Raw genomic sequence first — 25,553 nt, forward strand, 5'->3', positions numbered from 1 at the left:
ACAAATATCCTTACAATCGCGCTTTGTTAGCTGCCTAAGCAAGGATTCTGCAATGCAAGCCGCCAACCCCCGCAAGGGCTACATCCTGGGCCTGAGCGCCTATGTCATCTGGGGTCTGTTCCCGCTCTACTTCAAAGCCATCGCCAGCGTACCCGCCGCCGAGATCATCGTGCATCGCGTGCTGTGGTCGGCACTGTTCGGCGCGTTGCTGTTGATAGTCTGGAAGCACCCAGGCTGGTTCCGCGAACTGCGCGACAACCCCAAACGCCTGGCGATCCTGGCACTCAGTGGTTCGTTGATCGCGGGTAACTGGCTGACCTATGTGTGGTCGGTCAACAGCGGGCGCATGCTGGAAGCCAGCCTGGGTTACTACATCAACCCCTTGGTGAATGTGGTGTTGGGCATGCTGATCCTGGGCGAACGCCTGCGTCGTCTGCAGTGGGTTGCCGTTGGGCTGGCCGCAGTGGGTGTGGCACAACAGGTGTGGCAAGTGGGCAGCCTGCCCTGGGTGTCGCTGGTGTTGGCGCTGACCTTTGGCTTCTACGGGCTGATTCGCAAGCAGGCACCGGTGAAAGCGCTGCCGGGGCTGGTGGTAGAAACCTGGATGCTGGTTCCGATTGCCGTGGCATGGTTGCTGTTTAACCCCTCGGCTCACAGTGCACAGATGGCGTTCTGGAGTACGTCCGAGGCGTGGTGGCTGGTGGCCGCTGGCCCGGTGACGCTGATCCCGCTGGTATGTTTCAACGCCGCCGCACGGCATTTGCCCTACACCGCCCTAGGCTTCTTGCAATATGTGGCGCCGACCCTGGTGCTGCTGGAAGCCGTGCTGCTGTTCGGTGAACACCTGGCGCCGAGCACGTTGACCGCCTTCGCTTTCATTTGGGCGGGCCTGGTGGTGTACAGCGTGGATATCTGGTTGAGCGTGCGCAAACGCTGATCAAAAAACGCACAATCCTCTGCAAGCCACAGCGGTCATGGCTTGCAGACATCCACCCCAAGGTTATCCACAGCCTGATCCCCGCCATTTGTGCACAAGCCCTTGAAACTGCTCGTTTTTTGCTCAGCTGGCGAAGAGGCCCGGCCGGCGTGGCCTGGCGCCGGGTCTCTACAGGTTATCCACAGGCCCATGCAAGATTTCCATGCATAACCCTGTGGGTAGATTATTCCTCGTGGTGCAGCTCCACCATCAAGTCATCGGCCAAGGTTTCAAGGGACAGTTGTAAGGTATCCAGGGATAACGCTGTCGGCACCTGCAGCAGCGCCTCGGCGGTAAACAGCGGATCACCGCTCATGGGCGCCGGGCGTACATCCGTGCTCAGGCTCTCAAGGTTCACGCCCTGCTTGCTCAGCAGCGCCGTGATCTCGCGAACGATGCCCGAACGGTCATTGCCGACCAGCGTCATCATGATCGATTTAGAGGCCGAGGCTTGCCCGCTACTGCCCTCGCCCACTAACACACGAATGCCGTGTGTGGCTAAATCCTCCAGCGCGCCCACCAATGCCTGACGCTGCTCGGCAGGCACGCTGACCCGCAGGATCCCGGCAAACTGCCCGGCCATATGGGCCATGCGGCTTTCCAGCCAATTGCCACCGTGGGCGGCAATGTTCTGCGCAATACGTTCAACCAGGCCGGGTTTGTCGGCGGCGATAATTGTGAGTACAAGATGGTCCATGGCAAAGCCCTCTGGAATTCAACCTACAAGGTGGACCCGAAGGCCCTTGATAACAAATCGTGTACCATTTTTATATTTATCTGGAACAATCCAATAGTTTTTTGAGAACATCCGGTTCTCCGCTGTGACCGTACGACCAAAGTGGGTCGCTAATCGACGTATTTAGTCTAATTTTCACAACCGCAAGTCATCATGTAGTATGCCCAACCGTGCACTACATAATGAAATCTGAAAAAGCGCATAAGCTCCGCAGAGTGAGGCAAGCAATGACTGAACACGTTCAAGTCGGTGGCCTGCAGGTCGCCAAAGTCCTGTTCGACTTCGTGAACAACGAAGCCATTCCCGGTACCGGCATCACTGCCGACCAGTTCTGGGCCGGTGCCGACAAGGTCATCCACGACCTGGCACCGAAGAACAAAGCCCTACTCGCCAAGCGCGACGATTTCCAGGCGCGGATCGATACCTGGCACCAGACTCACGCCGGTAAAGCGCACGACCCGGTGGCCTACAAGGCCTTCCTGCAAGACATCGGATACCTGCTGCCAGAAGCCGCAGACTTCCAGGCCACGACCCAAAACGTCGATGACGAAATCGCCCGCATGGCCGGCCCTCAGCTGGTGGTGCCGGTGATGAACGCCCGCTTCGCCCTCAACGCCTCGAATGCGCGCTGGGGTTCACTGTATGACGCGCTGTATGGCACCGACGCCATCAGCGAAGCCGGCGGCGCCGAAAAGGGCAAGGGCTACAACAAGGTGCGGGGCGACAAGGTGATCGCCTTCGCCCGCGCCTTCCTCGATGAAGCCGCACCACTGAGCGCCGGCAGCCACGCTGAGTCGACCGGCTACAAGATCGTCGATGGCACGCTGATTGTCAGCCTCAAAGGCGGCAGTAACAGCGGCCTGCGCGACGATGCGCAGTTGATCGGTTTCCAAGGCCCTGCGGCCGAGCCGATTGCAATCCTGTTGAAACACAACGGCCTGCACTTCGAAATCCAGATCGACGCCAGCACCCCGGTCGGCCAGACCGACGCAGCCGGCGTCAAAGACGTGCTGATGGAAGCCGCGCTGACCACCATCATGGACTGCGAAGACTCCGTCGCCGCCGTGGATGCCGATGACAAAGTGGTGATCTACCGCAATTGGCTCGGCCTGATGAAGGGCGACTTGGCCGAAGAAGTGGCCAAGGGTGGCAAGACCTTCACCCGCACCATGAACGCCGACCGCGTTTATACCGGCGTGGATGGCCAGGACGTGACGCTGCATGGCCGTTCGCTGCTGTTCGTGCGCAACGTGGGTCATCTGATGACCATTGACGCGATCCTCGACAAAGACGGCAACGAAGTCCCCGAAGGCATCCTCGACGGCCTGCTCACCAGCCTGGCCGCGATCCATAGCCTGAACGGCAACAGCAGCCGCAAGAACAGCCGCACCGGTTCTGTGTACATCGTTAAACCGAAGATGCACGGCCCGGAAGAAGCCGCATTCACCAACGAGCTGTTCGGCCGTATCGAAGACGTGCTGAACCTGCCGCGCAACACCCTCAAAGTCGGGATCATGGACGAGGAGCGTCGCACCACGGTCAACCTCAAGGCCTGCATCAAGGCCGCCAGCGAGCGCGTGGTGTTTATCAACACCGGTTTCCTTGACCGTACGGGCGACGAGATCCACACCTCCATGGAAGCCGGCGCGATGGTGCGCAAGGCCGCCATGAAGGCGGAAAAATGGATCGGTGCGTATGAGAACTGGAACGTTGATATCGGCTTGAGCACCGGCCTGCAAGGTCGTGCGCAAATCGGTAAAGGCATGTGGGCCATGCCCGACCTGATGGCGGCGATGCTCGAGCAGAAAATCGCCCACCCATTGGCCGGTGCCAACACCGCCTGGGTACCGTCGCCAACCGCCGCCGCACTGCACGCGTTGCATTACCACAAGGTTGATGTATTCGCCCGCCAGGCCGAACTGGCCAAGCGCGAGCGCGCCTCGGTGGACGACATCCTGACCATTCCTCTGGCCAGCAACACCGATTGGTCCGACGAAGAGATCCGCAACGAGCTGGACAACAACGCCCAGGGCATCCTCGGCTATGTCGTACGCTGGATCGACCAGGGCGTCGGCTGTTCGAAAGTACCGGACATCAACGACGTCGGCCTGATGGAAGACCGCGCCACCCTGCGCATTTCCAGCCAGCACATCGCCAACTGGCTGCGCCATGGCATCGTCAACGAAGCCCAGGTCATGGAAAGCCTCAAGCGCATGGCGCCGGTGGTGGACCGTCAGAATGCCGGGGACCCGCTGTATCGCCCGCTGGCACCGGATTTTGACAGCAACATCGCGTTCCAGGCAGCGGTGGAGTTGGTGATTGAAGGCACCCAGCAGCCCAACGGCTACACCGAGCCGGTGCTGCACCGTCGGCGTCGGGAGTTCAAGGCTAAAAACGGCCTGTAAATGAAAAAGCCCTGATCGAGAGATCGGGGCTTTTTCTTTGGGGTTGTGGTGGCTGAACTGGCGCTATCGGGGGCAAGCCCCCTCCCACAACTAATAGGCGGCGCAGCAAACATGTGGGAGGGGGCTTGCCCCCGATGAGGCCGCTATATACACCGCAGAATCAGGACGCCATCCCCAACTCTCGCTTGACCATCTTCGCCAACTTCGCGCTATCAATCGGCTTGAGCAGAAAGTCCACCACGCTCAAATGCATCGCATCGATCACATCCGGCGCTTCCGCGTCCCCCGACATGATGATGATCGGCAACGCCGCACGCGGGGATTCACGCACCTGGCGGATCAGTTCCAAGCCATTGCTGGGCGCCATGCGCAGGTCGGTGATCAGCAAACCGATAGAGCTGCTGGACTTCAACAAATCCCACGCCGCCTCACCATTCTCAGCGGTCATGCAGCGAATACCGTCCAGCCCCAGGATCTCCGCCAGCAGTTCACGCGCATCCTTGTCGTCGTCAACAATCAATACGCGTTGTGGCGGTAAATCAGGCTCCAGCATCACGGCGCTCAGCGCCTCGCGCTCGGCATCGCTCAAAATATCGTGATCGGACATACGGTTCTCAGCAATTCTCATCAATCTCCCAGCACACTCGTCAGACATCTGCGGGAGGGCGATCAATGTGCACTTCGTCGGAAAGTTTGCCTAGTGGGTGTTCTACGGGGTTTGGACGATAGTCATGTAAGGTTTTTCCCTAGTTTTGCGGCATTTCCAGCGACCTAGACTTACGTCCAATGGGCACCCGCCGCGCAGGGGTCGACCATGAAGGACGATAACGACAAAAAAATTGCGGTCACTGTTATGAGTAAAGCTGATGCTTTCGCCCAAGCGGGGAAAACTGCTGTGTTGCAGAACATTCACGGCACCCTGCAGTTCCTGCAACGCTTCCCGCCCTTCAACCAGATGGAAAACGCCCACCTGGCATTTTTGGTGGAACAGTGCCAGTTACGCTTCTATGGCCCCGGTGAGAGCATCCTCAAACCGTCGGGCGGGCCGGTTGAACACTTTTACATCGTCAAGCAGGGCCGGGTCGTCGGTGAGCGGCCCGTGGCCAATCAAGAAACCGCTGAAACCACCTTCGAAATCACCACCGGCGAATGCTTCCCGCTGGCCGCACTCCTGGGTGAGCGGGCGACCCGCACCGAGCACAAGGCCGCCGAAGACACCTTCTGCCTGCAGCTGAACAAACCGGCGTTTATCAAGCTGTTCGCGCTGTCCAGCCCGTTTCGCGACTTTGCCCTGCGTGGCGTCAGCAGCCTGTTGGACCAGGTCAATCAGCAGGTTCAGCAAAAAGCCGTGGAAACCCTCGGCACTCAATACTCCTTGAACACCCGCCTCGGCGAATTGGCCATGCGCCATCCGGTCACGTGCAGCCCAAGCACACCCCTGCGCGACGCGGTGACGCTGATGCATGAGCAGCAGGTGGGCAGCATCGTGATCGTCGATGAGCACAAAGCCCCCCTGGGAATTTTCACCTTACGTGACCTGCGCCAGGTGGTGGCCGATGGCGCCAGCGACTTCAGCCAGGCCATCGACGGCCACATGACCCAGGCGCCCTTCTTCTTGACCCCGGACCACAGCGCCTTCGACGCCGCGATCGCCATGACCGAACGGCATATCGCCCATGTGTGCCTGGTCAAGGACCAGCGCCTGTGCGGCGTGGTGTCCGAGCGCGACCTGTTTTCCCTGCAACGCGTGGACCTGGTGCACCTGGCCCGTACTATCCGCAACGCGCCGCGTGTGGATAATTTGGTGGCGATTCGCGGTGAGATCGGCCAGTTGGTGGAGCGCATGCTGGCCCATGGCGCATCGTCCACCCAGATCACCCACATCATTACGCTGCTCAACGATCACACCGTGTGCCGGGTGATTGAGCTGACGCTCGCCGAAAAAGGCGACCCCGGCGTTCCATTCAGTTGGTTGTGTTTTGGCAGCGAAGGCCGTCGTGAACAGACGCTGTACACCGACCAGGACAACGGCATCCTGTTTGACGCCAGGGACGCCGCCGAAGCGGCCGAGATTCGTGGGCGTTTGCTGCCGCTCGCGCAGCAGATCAACCAGAGCCTGGCGCTGTGCGGGTTCAGCCTGTGCAAGGGCAACATCATGGCCGGCAACCCCGAGCTGTGTTTGTCGCGGGCCGAATGGGCGCGGCGTTTCGCGGCGTTTATCCGAGAGGCGACGCCGGAGAATCTGTTGGGCTCCAGCATCTATTTCGACCTGCGCGTGGTGTGGGGCGATGAACGTGGCTGCGAGCAACTGCGCCAAGGCATCCTGGATCAGGTCGCGGATAACCGATTGTTCCAACGCATGCTGGCCGAGAACGCGTTGCGCCAGCGGCCGCCCGTCGGACGTTTCCGCGAATTTGTACTGACCCGTAAAGGCGGCGAGAAAGCCACCCTCGACCTCAAGGTGCAGGGCCTCACGCCCTTTGTCGACGGCGCGCGCTTGCTGGCCCTGGCTAACGGTATCCACGCCAACAACACCCTGGAACGCCTGCGCCAGCTGGTGGTCAAGGCAGTGATCGAGCCCCTGGACGGCGCGGCCTATGAAGAGGCTTACCACTTTATTCAGCAAACCCGCATGCAACAGCATCAGTTGCAGACTCGTGAGAACCAGCCCTACTCCAACCGTGTCGACCCGGAGAGCCTCAACCACCTGGATCGGCGCATCCTGCGCGAATCCCTGCGCCAGGCTCAGCGCCTTCAAAGCAGCCTGACATTGCGGTATCAGCTGTGAGTTTGTTCGGCTGGCTGCGTAAGAAAAAACCAGGGCTCGACGCGGCGCAACAACGACGACTGGAGCAATTGCCCAAGCCCGCAGCATTGGGCGACGGCTCATTGCGCAGCCAACGCTGGGTCGTGCTGGACCTGGAAACCAGCGGCCTGAACCTCAACCGTGACCAAGTGCTGTCCATCGGCGCGGTGGTGATCGAGGACGGCGCGGTGGACTTCTCCCAGCTGTTCGAACGCACACTGCAACGCGCCGAGACAAAACTCAGCCCCAGCGTATTAATCCACGGCCTCGGCCCCAGTGCGATCGCCGCCGGCAGCGACCCGGTTGAAGCCCTGCTGGACTTCATGGCGTTCGTCGGCGACAGCCCGTTGCTGGCCTTCCATGCGCCGTTCGATCAACACATGCTGTGCCGGGCGCTCAAGGACAGCTTGGGTTACCGCCTGGCCCATCCGTTTCTGGATGTGGCCGACATCGCCCCGCTGCTATGCCCGCAAGCCCATATCCGCGAAGCGGGGCTGGACGACTGGATCAACCACTTCAACCTGCACGTGGGCGAACGCCATCACGCCAGCGCCGATGCCCTGGCCACGGCCGAGCTGATGCTCATCCTGTTCAGCCGCGCGCGTGCGCAACACATCGACACGCCTCAGGCGTTGCAAGAGCGTTTGAGCCAATGGAAACGGCGCCAACACGCACCCTCTTTCTAACACCGCTGATCCTCGTAGTGAGCGGGCTTGCCCCGCGCTGGGTGGCGCAGCCACCCCAATAAAAACACCGCGTTCTGCCCGGCAAACCGTGAAATCAAGTTTTGGAGCCGCTACGCAGCCCAGCGCGGGGCAAGCCCACTCACCCCAAAAGCGTCCCCCTTCAAACCGACAGACGCCAATTGCGCCCACCCCACGGCTCTGACACAATCGCGAATAATTCTCGTTAGTTTAAACATCGCGTTTGCCAGGTGCTGCCTTGTCGTCAATCCAGAACCCACACAGTGAGCTTGTTGGCGCGTTGTATCGCGACCATCGTGGCTGGCTGTTGGCGTGGCTGCGACGCAATGTGGCCTGTCCTAGCCGCGCCGAGGACCTGAGCCAGGACACCTTCATGCGCCTGCTGGGCCGTGACGAGTTACGCGAACCCCGCGAGCCCCGCGCGTTTCTGATCGCGATCGCCAAGGGCCTGCTGTTCGATTATTTCCGTCGCGCCGCCCTGGAACAGGCCTACCTCACCGAACTGATGCTGATCCCGGAAAGCGAACACCCTTCGCCGGAAGCCCAGCAACTGATCCTCGAAGACCTCAAGGCCATCGACCGCCTGCTCGGCAAATTGTCGAGCAAGGCCCGCGCAGCCTTTCTCTACAACCGCCTCGACGGCATGGGCCACGCAGACATCGCCCAACGCCTCGGCGTGTCAGTACCGCGCGTGCGCCAATACCTGGCTCAGGGCATTCGCCAGTGCTACATCGCGCTGTATGGCGAGCCGCAGTGACCGTGATCAGTTCCAAGCCGGTCTCGTCCCGTGTGCTGGATGCGGCGATTGCCTGGCAACTGTCCCTCGATTCGGGCGACGGCAGCGTGGTGGAGCGCGAAGAATTCGACAAATGGCTGGCCAGCGATGAAGAGCACGCCCGCGCCTGGCGGCAGTTGGGCATGCTCGACCAGCGTTTCAGTGCGGCCTCGGGCCCGGCGCGGGCGGCGTTGTTGCAATCGCGTGAGGGCATTCGCCAACGTGTGCGCAAGTTGGGCAGTGGTCTGGCGAGTATCGCCGTGGTAATTGGCCTGGCGTTGTTTGCCGGTGAGCGTTATGTGCCGATCCACTATTGGCTGGCTGACCAACGTACCGCCACCGGCGAGCAGCGCACGCTGAAACTGGCGGACGGTACGCTGATCAACCTCAATACCCACAGCGCTATCGACGTGCGTTTTGATGAAAAACGCCGACTGATCGTGTTGCAGGAAGGCGAAATCCTGGTCGAGACCGGCCACCACGACGCACGCCCGTTCTATGTGCAAACTCGCGACGGCAGCCTGCGGGCACTGGGCACGCGGTTTATCGTCAAGCGCGAAGACGACGCCACGCGCTTGAGCGTGCTGCAGTCGGCGGTGGCCGCTCAGCCCGAAGCCCTGCACCGGGAACAGATTTTCAAGGAAGGCCAGCAAGTGCTGATGCGCAGCGACGGTCTCGGCCCTACGCTTGCCGTCACCCCGGCCACCGACGCCTGGACACGCGGCATGCTGGTTGTGGACAACGCTCGCCTGGGCGATGTGGTCGAGGAGCTGAGCCGCTACCGCACCGGTTACCTGGGCGTGGATAAAAACGTTGCCGACCTGCGCATCACCGGCAGCTTCCCGCTGCACGACACCACCTTGGCGCTCAACGCGCTGCTACCGACGCTGCCGGTGCAGATCGAGCAGCACACACCGTGGTGGGTGACGGTTACCCGTAAGCCTTAGGTTTGGCGGTGCCTTGGCTATCGCTTGCTCGCGAAGAGGCCCTGCCAAACACCTCAAATACCCCAGACAAAAAATATTCCCATCCCCCCCTATCACTTTTCACTTCTCGTTCGGCACCTAGGCAATTGAGAAATATTTCCATTCAGGAGCCGCCGTATGTCCCGCACGCTAGACACCTTGTTGCGCCCCAGCCTGTTAGCCGTGGCCATTGCCCTCAGCGCCCCGCTGGCCAGCACCGCGCTGGTCGCCGCCGAACAGGCGTCCAGCGTGCGCGCCTACAACCTGCCGGCGGCGCCACTGGCCAGCACCCTGAACCAGATCGCCAGCCAGGGCGGCCTCGCGCTGACCCTCAGCCCGGCGCTGGCGTCGGGCAAGACCTCGGCGCCGGTCCAGGGCCAGTTCGATGCGCCGGGAGCACTGCGTGAGGCGTTGCGTGGGACGGGTTTGCAGTTGGAGCAAAGCAGTGCGGGGACTTATACCTTGGTGGCTGTGCCGGAGGGGGCCGTGGCGTTGCCCACCACCAATATCACCGGCCAGGACAGTTATGAAAGCGCCTGGGGTCCGGTAGACGGCTACCTGGCCAAGCGCACCGCCGCAGGCACCAAGACCGACACCGCGCTCGTCGAGGCACCGCGCTCGATTTCCGTCGCCACCCGTGAGCAGATGCAGGACCGCAACGTCCAGAACCTGGATGACGCGGTCAAATACATGCCCGGCATCGTGTCTGCCAGCTACGGCAGCGACACCCGTTATGACTGGATGCGTGTGCGCGGCTTCGAGCCGACCCAGTTCCTCGACGGCCTTCCACTGCCGCGCGGTGTGTATGCCAACCCGAAAGCCGAAACCTGGAACCTCGACCGCCTCGCCCTGCTGCGCGGCCCGGCTTCGTCGGTCTACGGCCAGACCCCTCCGGGCGGCCTGCTGGATATGGTCAGCCGACGCCCCAGCGAAGAATCCAGCCATGCCATCCAAGTGCAGTACGGCAGCGACAACTACCGCCAGATCAACTTCGCAAGTACCGGCAAGATCGACGATGAAGGCCAGTTCCTTTATGGCCTCAGCGGCGTAGTGCGCGATGCAGGGACCCAGGTCGACCATATCGACAACAAGCGCTACAACATTGCGCCGAGCCTGACGTGGAACATTGACACCGACACCAAACTGACGCTGCTCTCGCAATTCACCCGCGACGATACGGGTACCACCAGCCAGTTCCTGCCGATCCAGGGCACCAAGATCAAATCACCGTTGGGCGAGGTTTCCCACCACAAGAACCTGGGCGATCCAGACTACGAGTACTACGACCGCACCTACTACGCGCTGGGCTACGCCTTCGAACACCGCTTCAATGACACCTGGCAGTTCAAGCAAAACCTGCGCTATACCAAGTCGGAATTGTCGTTCCAGCAGTTGACTGTGGGTTCCTATGCCTTCTCTCCCGCTAATGCAGCGGGCGATATCAGCCGTTCGACGACCAACGTTGACGAGAACATCGGACAGTTCGCGGTAGACAACAACTTCCAGGCGGATTTTGCTACCGGCGATATCACCCACACCTTGCTGCTTGGCCTTGATCACCAGCGCACCGATACGTCCTACCGCGCAATTTTCGGTACAGCGTCGGATACCAACATTTTCAACCCGATCAACACCCAGCCGACGGTGCGCCCGACCACTGTCCGACCTTTTTACGACTACAACCAGAAAACCGTACAAACCGGCCTATACGTACAAGACCAGATGGCCTTGGACAAATGGCGCCTGACCTTGGGCGGTCGTGAAGACTGGGTGCACCAAGGCACCACCTACTTCAACCAAAGCGACGCAACCAACACTGACCGCAGCAAGAATTTCAGCGGCAACGCGGCGCTGAGCTATGTGTTCGACTCGGGCTTCGTGCCGTACCTGTCCTACGCCGAATCCTTCCAGCCAGCGAGCAACGCCAGCGTCTCGCCAACCGAATCGTACAAACCCACCGAAGGCAAGCAATGGGAACTGGGGGTCAAGTACCAGCCGCCCGGTTCCAACACCTTGTTGAGCGCTGCGGTTTACGACCTGACCCAGAAAAATGTGCTGGTTACCAGCTTCCAGTCAGGTGGTGTCTCCATCACCGACCAGACCGGCGAAGTGAAGGTCAAGGGCCTGGAACTGGAGGCGGTGTCTGACGTAACCGAAAACCTCAAGGTGATCGCCGCCTACACGCTGGCCAAATCCGAAGTGCAAAAAGGCCAATACAAAGGCAACCGCCTGCAACTCATGCCCAACCAGCAAGCCTCGCTGTGGACCGACTACACCTGGCACACCGGCCCGCTCGACGGTTTCGGTATCGGCTTCGGTGCCCGCTACACCGGTAATACCTACGGCGATCAGGCCAACACCTGGCTGGGCAAGGCCAATGCCTACACCGTGTTCGACGGTGCAGTGCACTACGACCTGAGTCGCCTGGACAACAGCCTGAAAGGTGCATCGGTGAAGTTGAACGCCACCAACCTGTTCAATAAGGACTACCTGTCCACCTGTGATGGTAACTACTGCTACTTCGGCGACCAACGCAGCGTCGTCGCCAGCGCTACCTACCAGTGGTAATCGGCTGAGTTAACCACCAGGCCGCCCCAGTGGGCGGCTTTGGTGTGTCTGAAGGTTGAAAAAATGAAAAGCAAAACCATCCGCCGCTGGTCCTTCATCCACACCTGGACCAGCCTGATCTGCACGGTATTCCTGCTGCTGCTCGCCCTCACCGGCCTGCCGCTGGTGTTTCACCACGAGATCGACCATCTGCTGGGCAACGAGCCGGAACTGGCGCAAATGCCTGCCGACACGCCGCAGCTCAACCTGGAACAGCTGGTGGCCAAGGCGCAGGCGCATCGGCCCGGCGAAGTCATGCAGTACCTGGCCTGGGACGAAGATGACAAGAACGGCGTGATCGCGATCATGGCGGCCACCGCAGGCACTGAGCCCAACTCGTCGCACACCTTCATGCTGGATGCCCGCACCGGCGACGCGCTGGAAACCCCGGCGGCCAACGGCGGCTTCACCTTGTTCCTGCTGCGCCTGCATGTGGATATGTTCGCCGGTCTGCCGGGCAAGTGGTTGCTGGCGTTCATGGGGGTGCTGTTTGTCGTGGCGATCATCTCGGGCACGGTGCTTTACCTGCCGTTCATGCGTCGCTTGAAGTTCGCCACCGTGCGCCAGGGCAAATCCACCCGCCTGCGCTGGCTCGACCTGCATAACCTGATCGGCGTGGTTACATTGACCTGGGCGCTGGTGGTGGGTGTGACCGGCGTGATCAGCGCCTGCGCCGACCTGATCATCGCCGCCTGGCGCCAGGACAGTCTCAGCGCAATGATCGAGCCCTATAAAAACGCCCCGCCACTGACCCAGCGCGCACCGGCCACCGAGCTGCTGAACATCGCCGCCAGAGCCGCGCCCGGCATGGAGCCGGACTTCATCGCCTTCCCCGGCACGCGCTTTTCCAGTGAGCACCATTACGCCGTGTTCATGAAGGGCAGCACCCACCTGACCTCGCACCTGCTCACACCGGTGCTGATCGACGCCAGCACCCTGGCCGTCACTGCCATTGCCGAACGGCCCTGGTACATGGACGCCATGGGCATGTCCCAGCCGCTGCATTTCGGTGACTACGGCGGCATGCCGATGAAGGTCCTCTGGGCGGTGCTGGATGTGCTGACCATTGTCGTGCTGGGCAGCGGCGTCTACCTGTGGGTTGTCCGGCGCAAGGCGGGCAAGCCATGAAGCCGCGCCAGTCGAACTTCTGGAAGGTGTTTGCCTTCCCGCTGGGGATAAGCCTGCTTACGGCGGCAGGGTTGTTCGCGGCGTTATTGGGGGATGGGCTATGGGATTCGCTGAGTTGGCTGGGGCTGGGGGTTCCGGCAGTCATTGCGCTCTGGGGGGTGCTGCACCGTTGAGTCGGGAGCAATCAATAGATCGCTTCCCAGCAATAATTAGACATTAATAACAACTTATACAAAGCATCTAAATACGCTTAATCTCTGCCCCAGGTCACACATCCTGTGCCGACAGTTTGCGGGGCAATACGTAATGACGCTTCCCATCTATGACCTTGCCGACCTGCGCACTGTGCTGAAGCGCGACGACATGCTGCGCGTGGTGCGCGACGCCTGTATGCAACATGCCCAACACAACGTCATCAGTGCCAAGTCCGGCGAGCTGCTGTTCCAGGAGCCTCCTGGGGACTGTCATATCAGGCTCGGCTATTTGCGGGGCGGGGAAACCTTCGTCGTCAAACTGGCCATGGGGTTCTATGAGAACCCGTCCAAGGGGTTGGACACCAATAACGGGTTGATGCTGGTCTTCAGCTCACACACCGGCAAGATCATCGCCATCCTCAACGATGAAGGCTGGTTGACCAGTTGGCGGACAGCCGCCGCCGGGGCATTGGCGGCGAAGGCCGGCGCTCCGCCACAGGTCACCGCGCTGGGTATTCTCGGCACCGGGCATCAGGCCGAACACCAGGCCCACTGGGCCGCACACCTCCTCGGGACCGACCGGGTGTTTATCTGGGGGCGGGACCCGGCCAAAGCCGCCCGGCTGGCAGAGAAACTGGGGCATCACGGTTTGTCGGTTCACGCGCTGGCCACGGTTGAGGAGGTGTTCGAGCACTGCAATGTCGTCATCACCTGCACGCCGTCAACCCAGGCAATTGTTCCGGTGTCCGCCGTAAAACCTGGCACCCACATCGTCGCCCTGGGCGCGGACAGCCAGGGCAAACAGGAACTTGACCCGCACATTCTGGCGATGGCCCAGGTCATCATGACCGACGACCACCGCCAATGCGCCGAGCGCGGTGAACTGGGGCATGCCCTTCGCGCCGGGCTGGTCACCAACACTGCCGACATCTCCCTGGGGCACGTGTTGGCAGGCAGCCTCCAAGGGCGCATCAACGCTGACGACGTGACCGTCGCTGACCTGACCGGCCTCGCAGCCCAGGACATTGCCATCGCCACCCTGGCGGTCGGGTTGGTCCGGGGCGTGGCGCCTGGCGATGCGGACAACGTCACGCCCTCCTAGGTACCGAATCAACACCTGAATAAACAATAACAATAAGGTAGGTATTCAAATGAAAAAGCCGCTTAGTACGATTTCCACAGCAACCCTCTGGCTGCTCTGCACCGTCGCGGGTGCGGCACACGCTGAAACACTGCGCATTGCCAGCGAAGGGGCTTATCCACCGTTCAATTACGTGGATTCCACCAACACACTGCACGGCTTCGATATCGACATTGCCAACGCCCTGTGTGAGCGAATGAAGGTCACCTGCACCTTTGTCACTCAGGACTGGGAGGGCATGATTCCCGCGCTGCTGGCGAAAAAATACGATGCCATCGTGGCCTCGATGAATGTCACCGAAGAGCGTAAAAAGAAAATCGCCTTCACTAACCGCTATTACCGCACACCGTTGTCGGTCGCCGTGGCCAACGACTCAGGCATCCGCGATGCCCAGACCGACTTTAAAGGCCTGACGGTGGGCGCCCAGTCTTATTCGACACAAGCCATCTACGCCGAAGAACGCTATGGCGCGGCCGGCGCTACGGTGAAGCTCTACCCCTCCCAGGACGAAGCCGCCAGCGACCTGGCGGCCGGGCGCCTGGACGGCGTCATCGCCGACAAATACCCGCTGCTGGCATGGGTAGAAGGTGCCGGCAAAGACTGCTGCAAGATCCTCGGGGACATTGACGGCACCAACACCGATGCGGCCATTGCGGTACGCCAGGAAGACGTCACGTTGCGCGAGCGGCTGAACCGGGCGCTGGACGAAATCGTCGCCGATGGCACTTACAAAAAGATCGCCAGCCGCTACTTCGCCTTCGATATCTATTGACCTTCGGGGCCCGGGCACTGGCCCGGGACGCTCCTCCGGCACTGCGGCGCCGTGCTGATCTTGAGCACCGCGCGCCCGTGCAGGTCAAATTTCGCGAGAGGGTTCTGGCATGCTCGAACAACTGTCATTGTTATCTTTTGCCAGTGATGGCTGGGGCTCGGCGCTGCTCGCAGGTGCGTTGGTCACGATCGCCCTGGCCCTCGCCTGCGTGCCGCTCGGTTTACCGCTGGGCCTGGCAGTTGCGTTGGCTGCGCGGTCCAGACGGCGCTGGTTGCGGACTGGAGCCACGGCATTTTCCACGGTATTCCGTGGACTGCCCGAACTACTGACCCTGTTGATCATTTATTACGGCTGCCAGATCGCCGCACAAAAGCTATTCGCCGCCATGGGTTACCAGGGCGAGATAGCCATCAACACCTTCGTCGCCGCCATGATTGCCTTCAGCCTGGTGTTTGCCGCGTTTTCCAGCGAGATCTGGTTAAGCGCCCTCAAGACACTGCCCAAGGGTCAGCTGGAGGCGGCCGCCATGCTGGGCTTGTCCAAAGGCACGACCTTTCGCAGGGTGGTCCTGCCACAACTGACACGCATCGCCTTGCCCGGCCTGTCGAACAACTGGTTGTCACTACTCAAGGACACCTCGCTGGTTTCGACTATCTCCCTGGTCGACCTGATGCGCCAGACCAGCCTGGCGGTCAGCGTGACCAAAGAACCCATGCTGTTCTACACCGTGGCCTGCTTGGGCTATCTGTTTTTCTCGGCGTTGTCCGGCCGCGTGTTCCATGTGCTCGAACGCTGTTTCAGCCGCCACCAACAGAGTGCCAAGCCATGAACATCGAGAATCTGTGGAGCACGCTGCTCAACGTGGCGTTGCTTGAACGTTACGCCCCACGCTTTATCGACGGCTTGCTGGTAACCGGCAAACTGGTGGCGATTTCTTTCAGCCTCGGGGCATTACTGGGTCTACTGATTGCCTTGGGCCGCTTGTCGACCTATCGCTGGGTGCGCGGCTTCACTGGCGTCTATGTGTACTTCTTTCGCGGTTCGCCGCTGCTGGTCCAACTGTTCATGCTGTATTACGGCCTGGGGTCTTTCAAAGGCTTCTGGCAAGAGGTCGGTCTCTGGTGGTTCTTCCGGGATGCCTGGCTCTGCACCCTGCTGGCCTTCACCCTGAACACGGCGGCCTATCAAGCCGAGATCATGCGCGGTGCCCTGACCGCCATCGCACCGGGCCAGCGCGAAGCCTCGCAAACCCTGGGTCTGTCTCGCTGGACCACCTTGAGAAAAGTCATCCTGCCGCAATCGCTGCTGGTCGCCATCGGTCCGCTGGGTAACGAACTGGTCCTGATGATCAAGGCCAGTTCCATCGCTTCGCTGGTCACTATTTATGACCTGATGGGCGTTACCAAACTGGCCTTCTCACGCACCTTCGATTTCCAGATCTACCTCTGGGCGGCGGTGCTGTACCTGGTCATCGTCGAAGTCGTCAGGCGCGCGCTCAAACGACTGGAACGGTCACTGAGCAAGCACATCGGGTAATCCGTTCTCCCCCCCACACTGCGGTCCAGAGGGCTAGTCATGAATTCGTACATCACCGCACCAGACGGTCTTTCCCTTTCCGCCCCGCCCACGCGAAACTCCGTGGTGCAAATCAGCGGATTGAACAAATGGTATGGCAACTTCCAGGTCCTTCACGCCATCGACCTTAACGTCAGCCAAGGTGAGCGCATCGTTCTGTGCGGCCCTTCCGGTTCGGGAAAGTCGACCTTGATTCGCTGCATCAGCCGCCTTGAAATTGCCGAGAGCGGGGTCATCCGAGCGCTGGATACCGACCTCGGGAAACCTTCGCCGGCCAGGCATAAAGCGTTGCGCGAGATTGGCATGGTGTTCCAGAACTTCAACCTGTTCCCCCACATGACGGTCCTGCAAAACTGCACCCTGGCCCCGATATCGGTACGGGGCCTGTCACGCAGGCGCGCCGAAGAACACGCACGGCATTATCTGAGCAAGGTCGGCATCGAAAGCCAGGCGAACAAGTACCCCAGCCAACTTTCAGGCGGCCAGCAACAGCGGGTGGCGATCGCCAGGGCACTGTGCATGGAGCCGAAAATCATGCTGTTCGACGAACCCACCTCGGCACTCGACCCGGAAATGGTCAACGAAGTGCTGGACGTCATCGTCAAATTGGCCGACACCGGCATGACCATGCTGTGCGTCACCCACGAAATGGGCTTCGCTCGCCAGGTCGCCGAACGGGTGCTGTTCCTCGACGCGGGACGCATTGTGGAAGACCTGCCCCCAGAGCAGTTTTTTACCGAGCCCAAGAGCGACCGGGCTCAAGCCTTCCTGGCGCAGATCCACCGCTGAGCGCGCAGGTATCGCCAAGACCGGACAACCTGTCAAAGGCAGGGTCGACTCCGTACAATCAGTCCCTTCACATTCAAGTGCTTTATTTCCCCATGGCCAATATCGCGTTCATGAATGCAGCGGCAGACGGCATCGCTGCCTTGCTTTTTCCCGACCTGGAAGCGGTGGTTCACGATATCCGCAGCGGATTGATCGTGCACATCGCGAATGGTTTCTCCAAGCGCAAAGTCGGGGATGCCTCGCTGATTTGCAATCTGCCGGAGCTGGACCAGGGTCTGGATGTCATCGGTCCGTATGAAAAGGCCGGCCCCAATAACCGCACGCTGCGCTCAATCTCTATCGCGGCCCGCTCCGAAGAGGGCGACATCGTCGCCCTGCTGTGTCTGAACTTCGATATGACGGCGTTATCCCAGGTGCAAAAGCTACTCAGCGGCTTCGCCGTGGGCCTGCAACCTCAAGCGCGACCCGCGCCGTTGTTCAGCGCGGATTGGCGGGAAAAGCTCAACGACATCGTCGAGGCCATATCCGTCGAACACTGCGTGCGGCGAAGTGACTTTGGTCGCACCGAGATCATGTACGCCCTGGCCCAAGCAAGAGCCAATGGCCTGCTGGACATTCGCAACTTCGTCGATTATTTCGGCGAGTACTTCGATATTTCCCGGGCCACGGTTTACAACTACTTGAGAGCAATCCCGCCAGAAAAAAACTAACCACCGGCCTCATTGGGCACTGATTAAACTGGGTGCCCTGGCGTGCTCCGCCGATAAACCCGGCGCGGCTGAGGACGCCGTCGGTTACCCCACTGCTCTTTCCGAGGAATGCCCATGTCCACTCCCAGCATGACCTTGTTCCACAACCCCGCTTCGCCGTTTGTGCGCAAAGTCCGCGTGCTGTTGATCGAAACCGGCCAGCAGGACCGCGTCGCCCTTCACGGCTGCATGCCGACCCCGGTCAACCCGGATGCGCAGCTGGTACAAGACAACCCCGTGGGCAAGATCCCAGCGCTGCGCCTGGCCGACGGCACGGTGCTGCACGACAGCCGGGTGATCCTCGATTACTTCGACCACCAGCACGTCGGCAACCCGCTGATCCCTCGTGACGGCTCGGCCCGCTGGCGCCGCCTGACCCTGGCCTCGATGGCCGATGGCATCATGGATGCCGCCGTGCTGGTGCGTTACGAAAGTGCCCTGCGCCCGGTGGAGAAGCATTGGGCCCCGTGGCTCGACGAGCAGCGCAACAAGATCCGTCGCACCCTGGCGGAGTTAGAGGCTGATGCGATTGCCGAACTGACCAGCCACTTCGACATCGCCGCCATCAGCGTGGCCTGCGCCTTGGGTTACCTCGATTTCCGTCACCCTGATATGCAATGGCGGTCGGATACCCCGCAGCTTGCCGCGTGGTACGCCGAGGTCAGCCAGCGGCCGTCGATGTTGGAGACGCAACCGCCCGTGTGACCTCAAGACTCCCCCCACGCCGGGCCGACAGCCTTTCTGTAGTGAGCGGGCTTGCCCCGCGCTGGGCTGCGCAGCAGCCCTAATCAAGCAGCCCAGGGTGTATCAGGCACTCCTCAGCGGCTCGTTTTGGGGCTGCTGCGCAGCCCAGCGCGGGGCAAGCCCGCTCACTACACGGGGTCCGCGTAGATCAGGAAATAGCTGATTTATCCTGGCCACCAACTGCGCCTTCATCTGCTGATCCTCCCGCAATCCGATCATTGCACTGCCTCCAGGTCAAACTCCAATGGGGCGGTCACCTTGCGCTTGCCCACGCCATACCAGTCCAGTTTGCGCGTCAGCACCATCACCGTGCCCAGCAGGCCGAACAGCAGCAGCGAGCCCATCAGCAACGCGTAATCTTCGGCACTCAGCAGCCCGTACAGCAAGCCATATAACGCCGCCAGCCCGGCCGAAAAGCCCAGGCCATGGGTCACACTGCGCAGTACGTGGCACACGTAGAAGCCAATCAACACCACACAGGCGCTCGCCGAGATCAGGTAGGCCAGAGCGAAGCCTATGTGCTCGGACAACGACAACAGCAGCAGATAGAAAAACGCCAGCGCAACACCCACCAAGGCGTATTGGATCGGGTGCACCGCCAGGCTTTTGAGCACTTCGAACAGGAAGAAACCGGCAAACGTCAATGCGATGAACAGCAGCGCGTATTTGATCGCGCGGTCGCTCTTGAGGTACTGATCCACCGGGTCGATGAAGTTCACGCCGAAGCTGCGGTTGTTGAAGTCCTCACAGCCTTGCTTGTCCAGGCAGGTTTGCAGGGCTTGTTCGAGGTTGGTGGAGAAGAATGAGGTCTGCCAGTTGGCGGTAAAGCCGTTGTCGGTTACCTCGCGTTGTGCCGGGAGAAAGTTGCCGATGAAGCTGGGGTGCGGCCAGTTCGAGGCGAGTGACACCTGGCTGGTCTTACCCACCGGCACCACTTGCAGTTGTTCGGTGCCTTGCAGGCGCAGGTCAAAGGCAAAGTCCACCACATAGGGCTTTTTGCTGTCCTGCTCCGGCAGCGCCACGTGCACGCCCTCACCCAGCCAATCCACCTGGGAGCCCGGTTCGAACTCCAGGCGCTGGCTGCCCAGTTCCAGCTTCAGCGCGTTTTCGATGCCACGAATATCGCTGATACCCACCGCCAGAAACGCCGGGTCAAAGCGGTAATCGGCATAGTCTTCAGTGATGCCCAACTGCGCAGGCAACTCGAAACGCCCGCTGATGCGGTTGTCGGCATGGAACAGCCGCGACTGGTAGATGCCCCGTGCGCGCAGCTCGGTTTGCACTTTACCGTCAAGCTCAAAACGGTCCGGCAGGAAATACAGACGACCGCGCTCTTCACGGGTGACTTCGTAGCGTTTGTTGAGTTTTTCATTGAGCTTCCACTCGCGCACGGTCTTGCGATACGGCACCACCATCACCGGGCCGGTGAGGCGCTGGGCGTAGCTGGCGCTGCGGGCAATGTCCATCAGGACGCCATCGCGCAGTTGCTGGCGGTCACTGATGATGCCGTTGATCATCAGCAATGGAATCAGCAACAGCAGGATCAGCAGCGCAATCGCGCCAAGTTTGAAAAGCAGGCTGCGGTTCATGGGTCTCTCCCTGTTTTGATGGGGAGAGTCTGGGCAGCCTGTGTGGGGGATTTATGTGGGCAATGTGGAGACTGTGTGGAGATGCAGTACCACCTGCACGCCGCCTTCGACATTGCCGATCTGCAGCGCGCCGCCGTGCAGCTTCATCACTTCCTCGACAAAGTTGAGGCCCAGGCCGGTGCTTTTGCGCCCGCTGGCCGGGCGTGGCAGTGAGTAGAAGCGCTCGCTCAGGCGTGGCAGGGCGTAGTCGGGAATCGGCGCGGCCTGGTTGAACAGGCTCACCTGCACGTCGTTGTGTCGCGTCTGTGCGCCGAACCTCAACAGGCCGCCGGGCGGTGTGAAGTCCAGCGCGTTCTCCAGCAAGTTGCCCAGTGCCTGACGCAATAAGAAGGGTTCGCCATAGACCTTCACATCCGCCGCAATCGCTTGTTCGACTTGCAGCCCAGCACCTTCAATTCGCGCACATTGGGCGTTGAGCACCTCATCGACCATGGCCGCCAACGGGATGCTGGCCTGCGCTTCCAGGCCCTGGCGTTGCTCGACCTGCGCCAGGTTCAGCAAGCGTTCGATCAACTGCTGCAGGCGCGCGCTTTCGCTGTCGATATTGCCGACGAAGCGCTGCTGTTGTTCGCGGGTCATATCGCCCTGCAACAGCTCGGCCGCACCGCGTATCGCGGCCAATGGGCTCTTCAATTCGTGGGTCAGGGTGTGTACGTAGTGTTCGACGTAGGCTTTGCCCTCCAACTGCGTGCGCATGTGTTCCACGGCGGTGGAGAGCTGCTTGAGCTCACCGCCACGGTAATGCGGCAACTCCGCGCGCCGGCCCTCGCTGACCGCCTCGGCGTAAGCCGTCAACCGACGTAGCGCAACGCTCAGCCACCACGACAACAGTGCACCCAGCAGCAGGCCCAGAATCACCAGGCCGGCGCCATACCACAGCAGGCGACGCTCGGTGCGGTCGACATAGGGCTGCAACGAGCTATTGGGCTTGGCCACGGTGACCACGCCGATGATCTGGCCGTTGTCACGAATCGGCGCACCGACGTGCATCACCGACGAGGTAGGGTCATCCAGTTCGCTGCGGGTGGAACGGGCGCCGTATTCGCCGCGCAGGGTCAGGTACACGTCGTTCCACTTGGAATAGTCCTGCCCCACCGCTTCACCCGAGGAGTCGAGCAGCACGGTGCCCTTGGCGTCGGTCACGTAGATACGGTGGTTGACCTGGTTCTTCGGCAGCCCCCAGATGGTCGCGCCCGGCTGGCGATTGCCATAGGCCTTGAGCAGTTCCGGCCAGTGGCTTTGGCCGAGGGTGCCGTTCTTCACGTCATCGCGCAGGATCTCGGCCAGCAGGTTGGCAGTGTCCACCAGGGTTTCTTCGGTGGATTGGCGCACACCGGGGCGGATTTCCTTCATCACGGTGCTGAGCACAAAATAGCCGGTCAGGCCGATAAACAGGGCATACACCAGGAAAATCCGCAGCCCCAGGCGCATCAGCTGTTGCTCGGGCTGTAGCTGTAGCCGAGGCCGCGATGGGTCTGTATCGGCTCGGCATCGGCGGCCACGCTGCGCAACTTGCTGCGCAGGCTTTTGATGTGGCTGTCGATATTGCGTTCGTAGCCCGCATCGGCCGCCACACCGACCGCATCCAGAAGTTGCTCGCGGCTGAAGACGCGCTCGGGCTGTTCCAGCAGGCTTTGCAGCAAGCGGAATTCATGGCGTGTGAGGCTCAAAGGCTGGCTGCGATAACTGATCTGCATGCGCTCCAGATCAACCTGGAACACCGCAGGCGCAGCACTTGGGCCGATCCGCTTAAGGATCGCCCTGACCCGCGCCGTCACTTCCCGTGGGCTGAACGGCTTGACCACATAATCGTCGGCGCCGATCTCCAGCCCCACCACTCGGTCGATCTCGCCATCCCGGGCACTGAGGAACATCACCGGCACTTCGCTGAACCGGCGCAGTTGCTTGCACGTTTCAAACCCGGTGATGTCCGGCAGGCCGATGTCGAGGATGACCAGGTCGGCCGGCGTCTGGCGCTGATAGGCCAGCGCCTCCTGGCCGAGGCTCAGCCAGGTGGTGGTGAAGCCCTCGCCTTGCAGGGCGAATATCAGTGTGTCGGCTATCGCCGCTTCGTCTTCGACAATCAGGATATGCGGCATGGTGGTCCGTCAGCAGTCCGGTTTGTCCGCAGTGTAACGACGCGCCGGGTTTACCGCAGCGCCGAATTCACGCAGGGCCTTGGCGCCGATCAGCAACGGGTAGTTGAAGCTGCTGCGGTCGGTGAGGTTGACCTCGACGGTGCGCTTGACGTTGCCCAGGCACATTTCGAGGTCGACCACCGGACGTTTGGCCACGGTCGGCTCGTCCTTGTCGTCGTCTTCGTCGGCGCGGCTCTTGATCTTGCTGATGCGCGAGACTTTGTGTTCGTAGACTTTATTGGACGCTTCCTTGCCGCCGAGGCGGAAGCGCACCCAATCGTCGCCATCACGGGTGAAGGTCTCGATGTCGCGGGCCGACAGCGAGGCGGTCAGCGCGCCGGTGTCCATCTTGGCCTTGAAGGTTTCGCCGATCTCCGGCAACTGGATGTATTCGTAGCGACCGTAAAGGGTCGGTTCGGCGGCCATGACAGGCAGGGCAGCCAGGGCGAGGGAGGCAAGGAGCAGTTTCACGAAGTGATTTCCTCGGAAAGAAGTAGGCGGATTCTAGACCGCAAAGGCAGCACTTAGTTAGCTCACCCCAGCATAACCGGCACATTGTGAAACATTCGTCCGGCGAATTGGGATTTGGCCTCTAGACTCAAGCTGCTTATCATGACCCGCCCACAGGATTCCAAGAGTTACTTATGCGCCGCCTGCTCACCGGCTGTTTTGTCTCACTGCTGCTCTTGCTCAACACCCTGGTCCTGATCGGCCCGCTGATGGTGTTTGCCCTGCTCAAGCTAGTGGCCCCCGGCCGCTATCGTGATTACATGTCGTGGGCGGTGATGTGGATCGCCGAGACCTGGGCAGAGATCGACAAGCTGATTTTCGCGCTGTGCATCCCCACCCAATGGGACATTCGCGGCGGCGGCGATTTGCGCGGTGACACCAGCTACCTGGTGATCAGCAACCACCAATCCTGGGTCGACATCCCGGCGCTGATCCAGGCCCTGAACCGGCGCACGCCGTTCTTCAAATTCTTCCTGAAAAAAGAGCTGATCTGGGTGCCTTTCCTGGGCCTGGCCTGGTGGGCGTTGGACTACCCGTTCATGAAGCGCTACACCAAGGCGTTCCTGGCCAAGCACCCGGAACTCGCTGGGCAGGACTTGAAGATCACCCAGGAGGCTTGCGAGCTGTTCAAGCGCCAGCCGGTGACGGTGGTCAATTACCTGGAAGGCACGCGGTTCAGCGAGGCTAAGCGCAAGCAGCAGGCGTCGCCGTTTGCTCGCTTGCTCAAGCCCAAGGCGGGCGGCGTGGCGTTTGTGCTGGCGGCGCTGGGAGAACAGCTGGACGCCGTGCTGGACGTGACCGTGGTCTATCCGCAGCAAAAGATTCCGGGGTTCTGGGACTTGATCAGCGGCGCGGTGCCCAAGGTGATCATTGACATCCAGACCCGTGAGTTGGATCCGGCATTGTGGCAAGGGGATTACGAAAACGATCCGGCGTTTCGCCAGACCGTCCAGCACTGGGTCAACCAGCTCTGGACGGAGAAAGACGCGCGCATCGAGCAACTGCGCGCGGAGCGTCTTTAACTGCCGGTGCCCCAGGCCTGGGCCAGCTTGCCCAGCAACGAGCTGTTGGCACCCTGCCCGCCCAGGTATTGCAGGATCACCGGGGCAAACTGGCCGACCATCCCACTGTCCATGCCCAGGGCGCTGAACGCGGTGTTCAGGTCGTTGGTGTTCTTCACGTTACCCAGCAAACCGTCCAGGCCGCTGGTCTTGCTGCCGCCGGCCTGGCCGAGCATCCCGCTCAACGCCCCGAGGCTACCCAACGCATTGTTGCCCGACAGTTGGTCAAGGCCCGGCACACTATTGCCCAGTTGCGAATAGTCGTTGCCGCTCAGTTTGTTCTTGGCCAGGCCCAGCATGGCGCCTGTACCGCCTACGGCTTGTTCAGGAGTGATGTTCAGTTGCGAGGTCAGGGCGCTGAGCAGCCCAGCCGTCTCGGAAGACGGTGCCGCAGCAGCCGCCTTGTTGTTGCCACCCTGCATGCCGGAAATGGCATTGGCCGCGTCGCCAAGGCTGAACCCTGCCGCAAACACCGGGCCGGCCGCCAGGGTCATCAGGCAGGAAAGGGCGAAACCGCGTGAAATCTTCATCGAAACAACCTCTGGGTGTAGGGGCGAAAGCAGGCGTTTGACTGGGTATCCGGCACATTGTTCCGGGTCGGCCGAGGAACCCAATCGGCCTACCAGAGTCCATGAAATGACTTCAAGACTTGCCAGGAACAGCCATATGAGCGCCAGCCGCCCCCAAGTAATTGAACAAAAAAAACCATTCTGGAGCCGCCCACGCGTGTTCATAGGCGTCTGCGTGGCCATCGTCGCCGGGCTCGGCGGCGCGCTCTACACCCAAGACAACGTCAAGTCTGCCGCCACCCTGGTGACCACTGCCCAGCAACCCGCGGCACAGATCATGGCGCACAAGGACTACCTCGAAGTAGAACCGATCGCCACGGCAGCGGCTGAGCCGGATCGCAGCCTGGAACTGTGGGCCATGCCCGAAGGCAGCGCACCGGTGTCGCTTGGGCTGCTGCCGGAAGATGGCAAAGGCATTATCGGACTTAACCCGCGTCAGCAGAAAAGCATCCGCAAGCCGGTGGAGTTGATGGTGAGTTCGGAGACCAAGGGTGGGTCAGTGAGCAAGCAGCCGACAGGGCCAACCGTCTACCAAGGCGCCCTCGCCTACCGCTGAGACC

At 61.0% G+C, this 25,553-nt stretch carries 25 protein-coding genes; 18 read left to right on the forward strand and 7 right to left on the reverse strand.

Features of this window, described 5'->3' with window-relative positions; translation table 11 throughout:
- The first annotated feature begins 52 nt into the window (after positions 1–52).
- A complete protein-coding gene (rarD, locus tag BM403_RS08430; protein WP_093542452.1) occupies positions 53–937 on the forward strand; it encodes an EamA family transporter RarD in 885 nt (294 codons plus the stop codon).
- A 223-nt stretch (positions 938–1,160) separates the two neighbouring features.
- On the opposite strand, the gene BM403_RS08435 is transcribed toward rarD, so the two are convergent.
- A complete protein-coding gene (locus BM403_RS08435) occupies positions 1,161–1,673 on the reverse strand; it encodes a glycine cleavage system transcriptional repressor (protein ID WP_046034996.1) in 513 nt (170 codons plus the stop codon).
- 266 nt (positions 1,674–1,939) lie between these two features.
- On the opposite strand from BM403_RS08435, the gene BM403_RS08440 reads away from it, so the two are divergent.
- The gene (locus tag BM403_RS08440; RefSeq protein WP_015886216.1) at positions 1,940–4,117 is read left to right on the forward strand and encodes a malate synthase G; all 2,178 of its coding nucleotides are present in this window, start codon (positions 1,940–1,942) and stop codon (positions 4,115–4,117) included.
- A gap of 160 nt (positions 4,118–4,277) precedes the next feature.
- Here the strand turns inward: BM403_RS08440 and BM403_RS08445 are convergent, their stop codons facing one another.
- The gene (locus tag BM403_RS08445; RefSeq protein ID WP_043205997.1) at positions 4,278–4,724 is read right to left on the reverse strand and encodes a response regulator; all 447 of its coding nucleotides are present in this window, start codon (positions 4,722–4,724) and stop codon (positions 4,278–4,280) included.
- A gap of 246 nt (positions 4,725–4,970) precedes the next feature.
- Between BM403_RS08445 and BM403_RS08450 the strand changes: the two genes are divergently transcribed.
- The 14 genes from BM403_RS08450 to BM403_RS08520 all read left to right on the forward strand — a co-directional run bounded on the left by BM403_RS08450 (position 4,971) and on the right by BM403_RS08520 (position 19,027).
- Complete coding sequence (locus tag BM403_RS08450) at positions 4,971–6,905, forward strand: putative nucleotidyltransferase substrate binding domain-containing protein (protein WP_015886218.1); 1,935 nt, start codon at positions 4,971–4,973, stop codon at positions 6,903–6,905.
- Positions 6,902–7,609: a 3'-5' exonuclease gene (locus BM403_RS08455; RefSeq protein WP_015886219.1), complete on the forward strand. Its 708-nt coding sequence runs from the start codon at positions 6,902–6,904 to the stop codon at positions 7,607–7,609. The genes BM403_RS08450 and BM403_RS08455 overlap by 4 nt, the downstream gene beginning before the upstream one ends.
- A gap of 256 nt (positions 7,610–7,865) precedes the next feature.
- On the forward strand, positions 7,866–8,384 hold the full coding sequence (locus BM403_RS08465; RefSeq protein ID WP_015886220.1) for an RNA polymerase sigma factor: 519 nt from the start codon (positions 7,866–7,868) through the stop codon (positions 8,382–8,384).
- The gene (locus BM403_RS08470; protein WP_093542454.1) at positions 8,381–9,349 is read left to right on the forward strand and encodes a FecR domain-containing protein; all 969 of its coding nucleotides are present in this window, start codon (positions 8,381–8,383) and stop codon (positions 9,347–9,349) included. The genes BM403_RS08465 and BM403_RS08470 overlap by 4 nt, the downstream gene beginning before the upstream one ends.
- A gap of 156 nt (positions 9,350–9,505) precedes the next feature.
- Positions 9,506–11,935: a TonB-dependent siderophore receptor gene (locus tag BM403_RS08475; protein WP_046034993.1), complete on the forward strand. Its 2,430-nt coding sequence runs from the start codon at positions 9,506–9,508 to the stop codon at positions 11,933–11,935.
- Positions 11,936–11,998: 63 nt separating this feature from the next.
- The gene (locus tag BM403_RS08480) at positions 11,999–13,102 is read left to right on the forward strand and encodes a PepSY-associated TM helix domain-containing protein (protein WP_046034992.1); all 1,104 of its coding nucleotides are present in this window, start codon (positions 11,999–12,001) and stop codon (positions 13,100–13,102) included.
- Positions 13,099–13,275: a hypothetical protein gene (locus tag BM403_RS31855; RefSeq protein WP_093542456.1), complete on the forward strand. Its 177-nt coding sequence runs from the start codon at positions 13,099–13,101 to the stop codon at positions 13,273–13,275. Before BM403_RS08480 ends, BM403_RS31855 begins: the two co-directional genes overlap by 4 nt.
- A 133-nt stretch (positions 13,276–13,408) precedes the next feature.
- Entirely contained in the window at positions 13,409–14,398 is a 990-nt protein-coding gene (locus tag BM403_RS08490; RefSeq protein WP_093542458.1) for an NAD(P)-binding domain-containing protein, read from the forward strand.
- Positions 14,399–14,447: 49 nt separating this feature from the next.
- Positions 14,448–15,209: a transporter substrate-binding domain-containing protein gene (locus BM403_RS08495; RefSeq protein WP_093542461.1), complete on the forward strand. Its 762-nt coding sequence runs from the start codon at positions 14,448–14,450 to the stop codon at positions 15,207–15,209.
- Positions 15,210–15,318: 109 nt separating this feature from the next.
- Positions 15,319–16,038: an ABC transporter permease gene (locus BM403_RS08500; RefSeq protein ID WP_093542463.1), complete on the forward strand. Its 720-nt coding sequence runs from the start codon at positions 15,319–15,321 to the stop codon at positions 16,036–16,038.
- Positions 16,035–16,745 (forward strand): ABC transporter permease, encoded by a 711-nt coding sequence (locus BM403_RS08505; RefSeq protein ID WP_093542465.1) that lies wholly within the window; start codon positions 16,035–16,037, stop codon positions 16,743–16,745. The genes BM403_RS08500 and BM403_RS08505 overlap by 4 nt, the downstream gene beginning before the upstream one ends.
- A gap of 39 nt (positions 16,746–16,784) precedes the next feature.
- The gene (locus BM403_RS08510; RefSeq protein ID WP_015886229.1) at positions 16,785–17,573 is read left to right on the forward strand and encodes an amino acid ABC transporter ATP-binding protein; all 789 of its coding nucleotides are present in this window, start codon (positions 16,785–16,787) and stop codon (positions 17,571–17,573) included.
- A gap of 92 nt (positions 17,574–17,665) precedes the next feature.
- Positions 17,666–18,283: a helix-turn-helix transcriptional regulator gene (locus BM403_RS08515; protein WP_046034986.1), complete on the forward strand. Its 618-nt coding sequence runs from the start codon at positions 17,666–17,668 to the stop codon at positions 18,281–18,283.
- A 114-nt stretch (positions 18,284–18,397) separates the two neighbouring features.
- Complete coding sequence (locus BM403_RS08520) at positions 18,398–19,027, forward strand: glutathione S-transferase (protein ID WP_043206002.1); 630 nt, start codon at positions 18,398–18,400, stop codon at positions 19,025–19,027.
- A gap of 254 nt (positions 19,028–19,281) precedes the next feature.
- Here BM403_RS08520 and creD read toward each other — a convergent pair whose 3' ends face one another.
- Genes creD through BM403_RS08540 form a run of 4 tightly spaced genes read right to left on the reverse strand, consistent with a single transcriptional unit; the run spans position 19,282 to position 23,324 of the window.
- Positions 19,282–20,655 carry a cell envelope integrity protein CreD gene (gene creD, locus BM403_RS08525; protein ID WP_093542467.1) on the reverse strand — a complete coding sequence of 458 codons (1,374 nt, stop codon included), beginning with the start codon at positions 20,653–20,655 and terminating at the stop codon, positions 19,282–19,284.
- A 51-nt stretch (positions 20,656–20,706) separates the two neighbouring features.
- On the reverse strand, positions 20,707–22,146 hold the full coding sequence (gene creC / locus BM403_RS08530) for a two-component system sensor histidine kinase CreC (protein ID WP_046034985.1): 1,440 nt from the start codon (positions 22,144–22,146) through the stop codon (positions 20,707–20,709).
- On the reverse strand, positions 22,146–22,814 hold the full coding sequence (gene creB / locus BM403_RS08535) for a two-component system response regulator CreB (RefSeq protein WP_015886234.1): 669 nt from the start codon (positions 22,812–22,814) through the stop codon (positions 22,146–22,148). The genes creC and creB overlap by 1 nt, the downstream gene beginning before the upstream one ends.
- 9 nt (positions 22,815–22,823) lie before the next feature.
- Positions 22,824–23,324 (reverse strand): retropepsin-like aspartic peptidase RloA2, encoded by a 501-nt coding sequence (locus BM403_RS08540; RefSeq protein ID WP_046034983.1) that lies wholly within the window; start codon positions 23,322–23,324, stop codon positions 22,824–22,826.
- A gap of 173 nt (positions 23,325–23,497) precedes the next feature.
- Here BM403_RS08540 and BM403_RS08545 point away from each other — a divergent pair, with 173 nt between their 5' ends.
- Positions 23,498–24,385, forward strand: coding sequence for an acyltransferase (locus BM403_RS08545; RefSeq protein WP_015886236.1), 888 nt, complete (start codon positions 23,498–23,500; stop codon positions 24,383–24,385).
- Here the strand turns inward: BM403_RS08545 and BM403_RS08550 are convergent.
- Positions 24,382–24,954, reverse strand: a complete 573-nt coding sequence (locus tag BM403_RS08550; RefSeq protein ID WP_015886237.1) for a DUF2780 domain-containing protein — start codon at positions 24,952–24,954, stop codon at positions 24,382–24,384. The two genes, BM403_RS08545 and BM403_RS08550, sit on opposite strands and share 4 nt — an antisense overlap.
- Positions 24,955–25,090: 136 nt before the next feature.
- Here BM403_RS08550 and BM403_RS08555 point away from each other — a divergent pair, with 136 nt between their 5' ends.
- Positions 25,091–25,549 (forward strand): anti-sigma factor domain-containing protein, encoded by a 459-nt coding sequence (locus BM403_RS08555; RefSeq protein ID WP_043206004.1) that lies wholly within the window; start codon positions 25,091–25,093, stop codon positions 25,547–25,549.
- Positions 25,550–25,553 lie beyond the last annotated feature (4 nt).

The sequence above is a fragment of the Pseudomonas sp. OV546 genome, from assembly GCF_900116845.1.
GTDB classification, from domain to species: domain Bacteria; phylum Pseudomonadota; class Gammaproteobacteria; order Pseudomonadales; family Pseudomonadaceae; genus Aquipseudomonas; species Aquipseudomonas petroselini.

What these genes read in the sequence shown, in the direction of transcription:
- BM403_RS08550 (WP_015886237.1), bottom strand. Translation starts at nt 24,954, where the DNA reads ATGAAGATTTCACGCGGTTTCGCCCTTTCCTGCCTGATGACCCTGGCG.
- BM403_RS08450 (WP_015886218.1), top strand. Translation starts at nt 4,971, where the DNA reads ATGAGTAAAGCTGATGCTTTCGCCCAAGCGGGGAAAACTGCTGTGTTG.
- BM403_RS08505 (WP_093542465.1), top strand. Translation starts at nt 16,035, where the DNA reads ATGAACATCGAGAATCTGTGGAGCACGCTGCTCAACGTGGCGTTGCTT.
- BM403_RS08480 (WP_046034992.1), top strand. Translation starts at nt 11,999, where the DNA reads ATGAAAAGCAAAACCATCCGCCGCTGGTCCTTCATCCACACCTGGACC.
- creD (WP_093542467.1), bottom strand. Translation starts at nt 20,655, where the DNA reads ATGAACCGCAGCCTGCTTTTCAAACTTGGCGCGATTGCGCTGCTGATC.
- BM403_RS08500 (WP_093542463.1), top strand. Translation starts at nt 15,319, where the DNA reads ATGCTCGAACAACTGTCATTGTTATCTTTTGCCAGTGATGGCTGGGGC.
- BM403_RS08545 (WP_015886236.1), top strand. Translation starts at nt 23,498, where the DNA reads ATGCGCCGCCTGCTCACCGGCTGTTTTGTCTCACTGCTGCTCTTGCTC.
- BM403_RS08490 (WP_093542458.1), top strand. Translation starts at nt 13,409, where the DNA reads ATGACGCTTCCCATCTATGACCTTGCCGACCTGCGCACTGTGCTGAAG.
- BM403_RS08495 (WP_093542461.1), top strand. Translation starts at nt 14,448, where the DNA reads ATGAAAAAGCCGCTTAGTACGATTTCCACAGCAACCCTCTGGCTGCTC.
- BM403_RS08555 (WP_043206004.1), top strand. Translation starts at nt 25,091, where the DNA reads ATGAGCGCCAGCCGCCCCCAAGTAATTGAACAAAAAAAACCATTCTGG.
- BM403_RS08475 (WP_046034993.1), top strand. Translation starts at nt 9,506, where the DNA reads ATGTCCCGCACGCTAGACACCTTGTTGCGCCCCAGCCTGTTAGCCGTG.
- BM403_RS31855 (WP_093542456.1), top strand. Translation starts at nt 13,099, where the DNA reads ATGAAGCCGCGCCAGTCGAACTTCTGGAAGGTGTTTGCCTTCCCGCTG.
- BM403_RS08515 (WP_046034986.1), top strand. Translation starts at nt 17,666, where the DNA reads ATGGCCAATATCGCGTTCATGAATGCAGCGGCAGACGGCATCGCTGCC.
- creB (WP_015886234.1), bottom strand. Translation starts at nt 22,814, where the DNA reads ATGCCGCATATCCTGATTGTCGAAGACGAAGCGGCGATAGCCGACACA.
- BM403_RS08440 (WP_015886216.1), top strand. Translation starts at nt 1,940, where the DNA reads ATGACTGAACACGTTCAAGTCGGTGGCCTGCAGGTCGCCAAAGTCCTG.
- creC (WP_046034985.1), bottom strand. Translation starts at nt 22,146, where the DNA reads ATGCGCCTGGGGCTGCGGATTTTCCTGGTGTATGCCCTGTTTATCGGC.
- BM403_RS08445 (WP_043205997.1), bottom strand. Translation starts at nt 4,724, where the DNA reads ATGTCCGATCACGATATTTTGAGCGATGCCGAGCGCGAGGCGCTGAGC.
- BM403_RS08435 (WP_046034996.1), bottom strand. Translation starts at nt 1,673, where the DNA reads ATGGACCATCTTGTACTCACAATTATCGCCGCCGACAAACCCGGCCTG.
- rarD (WP_093542452.1), top strand. Translation starts at nt 53, where the DNA reads ATGCAAGCCGCCAACCCCCGCAAGGGCTACATCCTGGGCCTGAGCGCC.
- BM403_RS08520 (WP_043206002.1), top strand. Translation starts at nt 18,398, where the DNA reads ATGTCCACTCCCAGCATGACCTTGTTCCACAACCCCGCTTCGCCGTTT.
- BM403_RS08510 (WP_015886229.1), top strand. Translation starts at nt 16,785, where the DNA reads ATGAATTCGTACATCACCGCACCAGACGGTCTTTCCCTTTCCGCCCCG.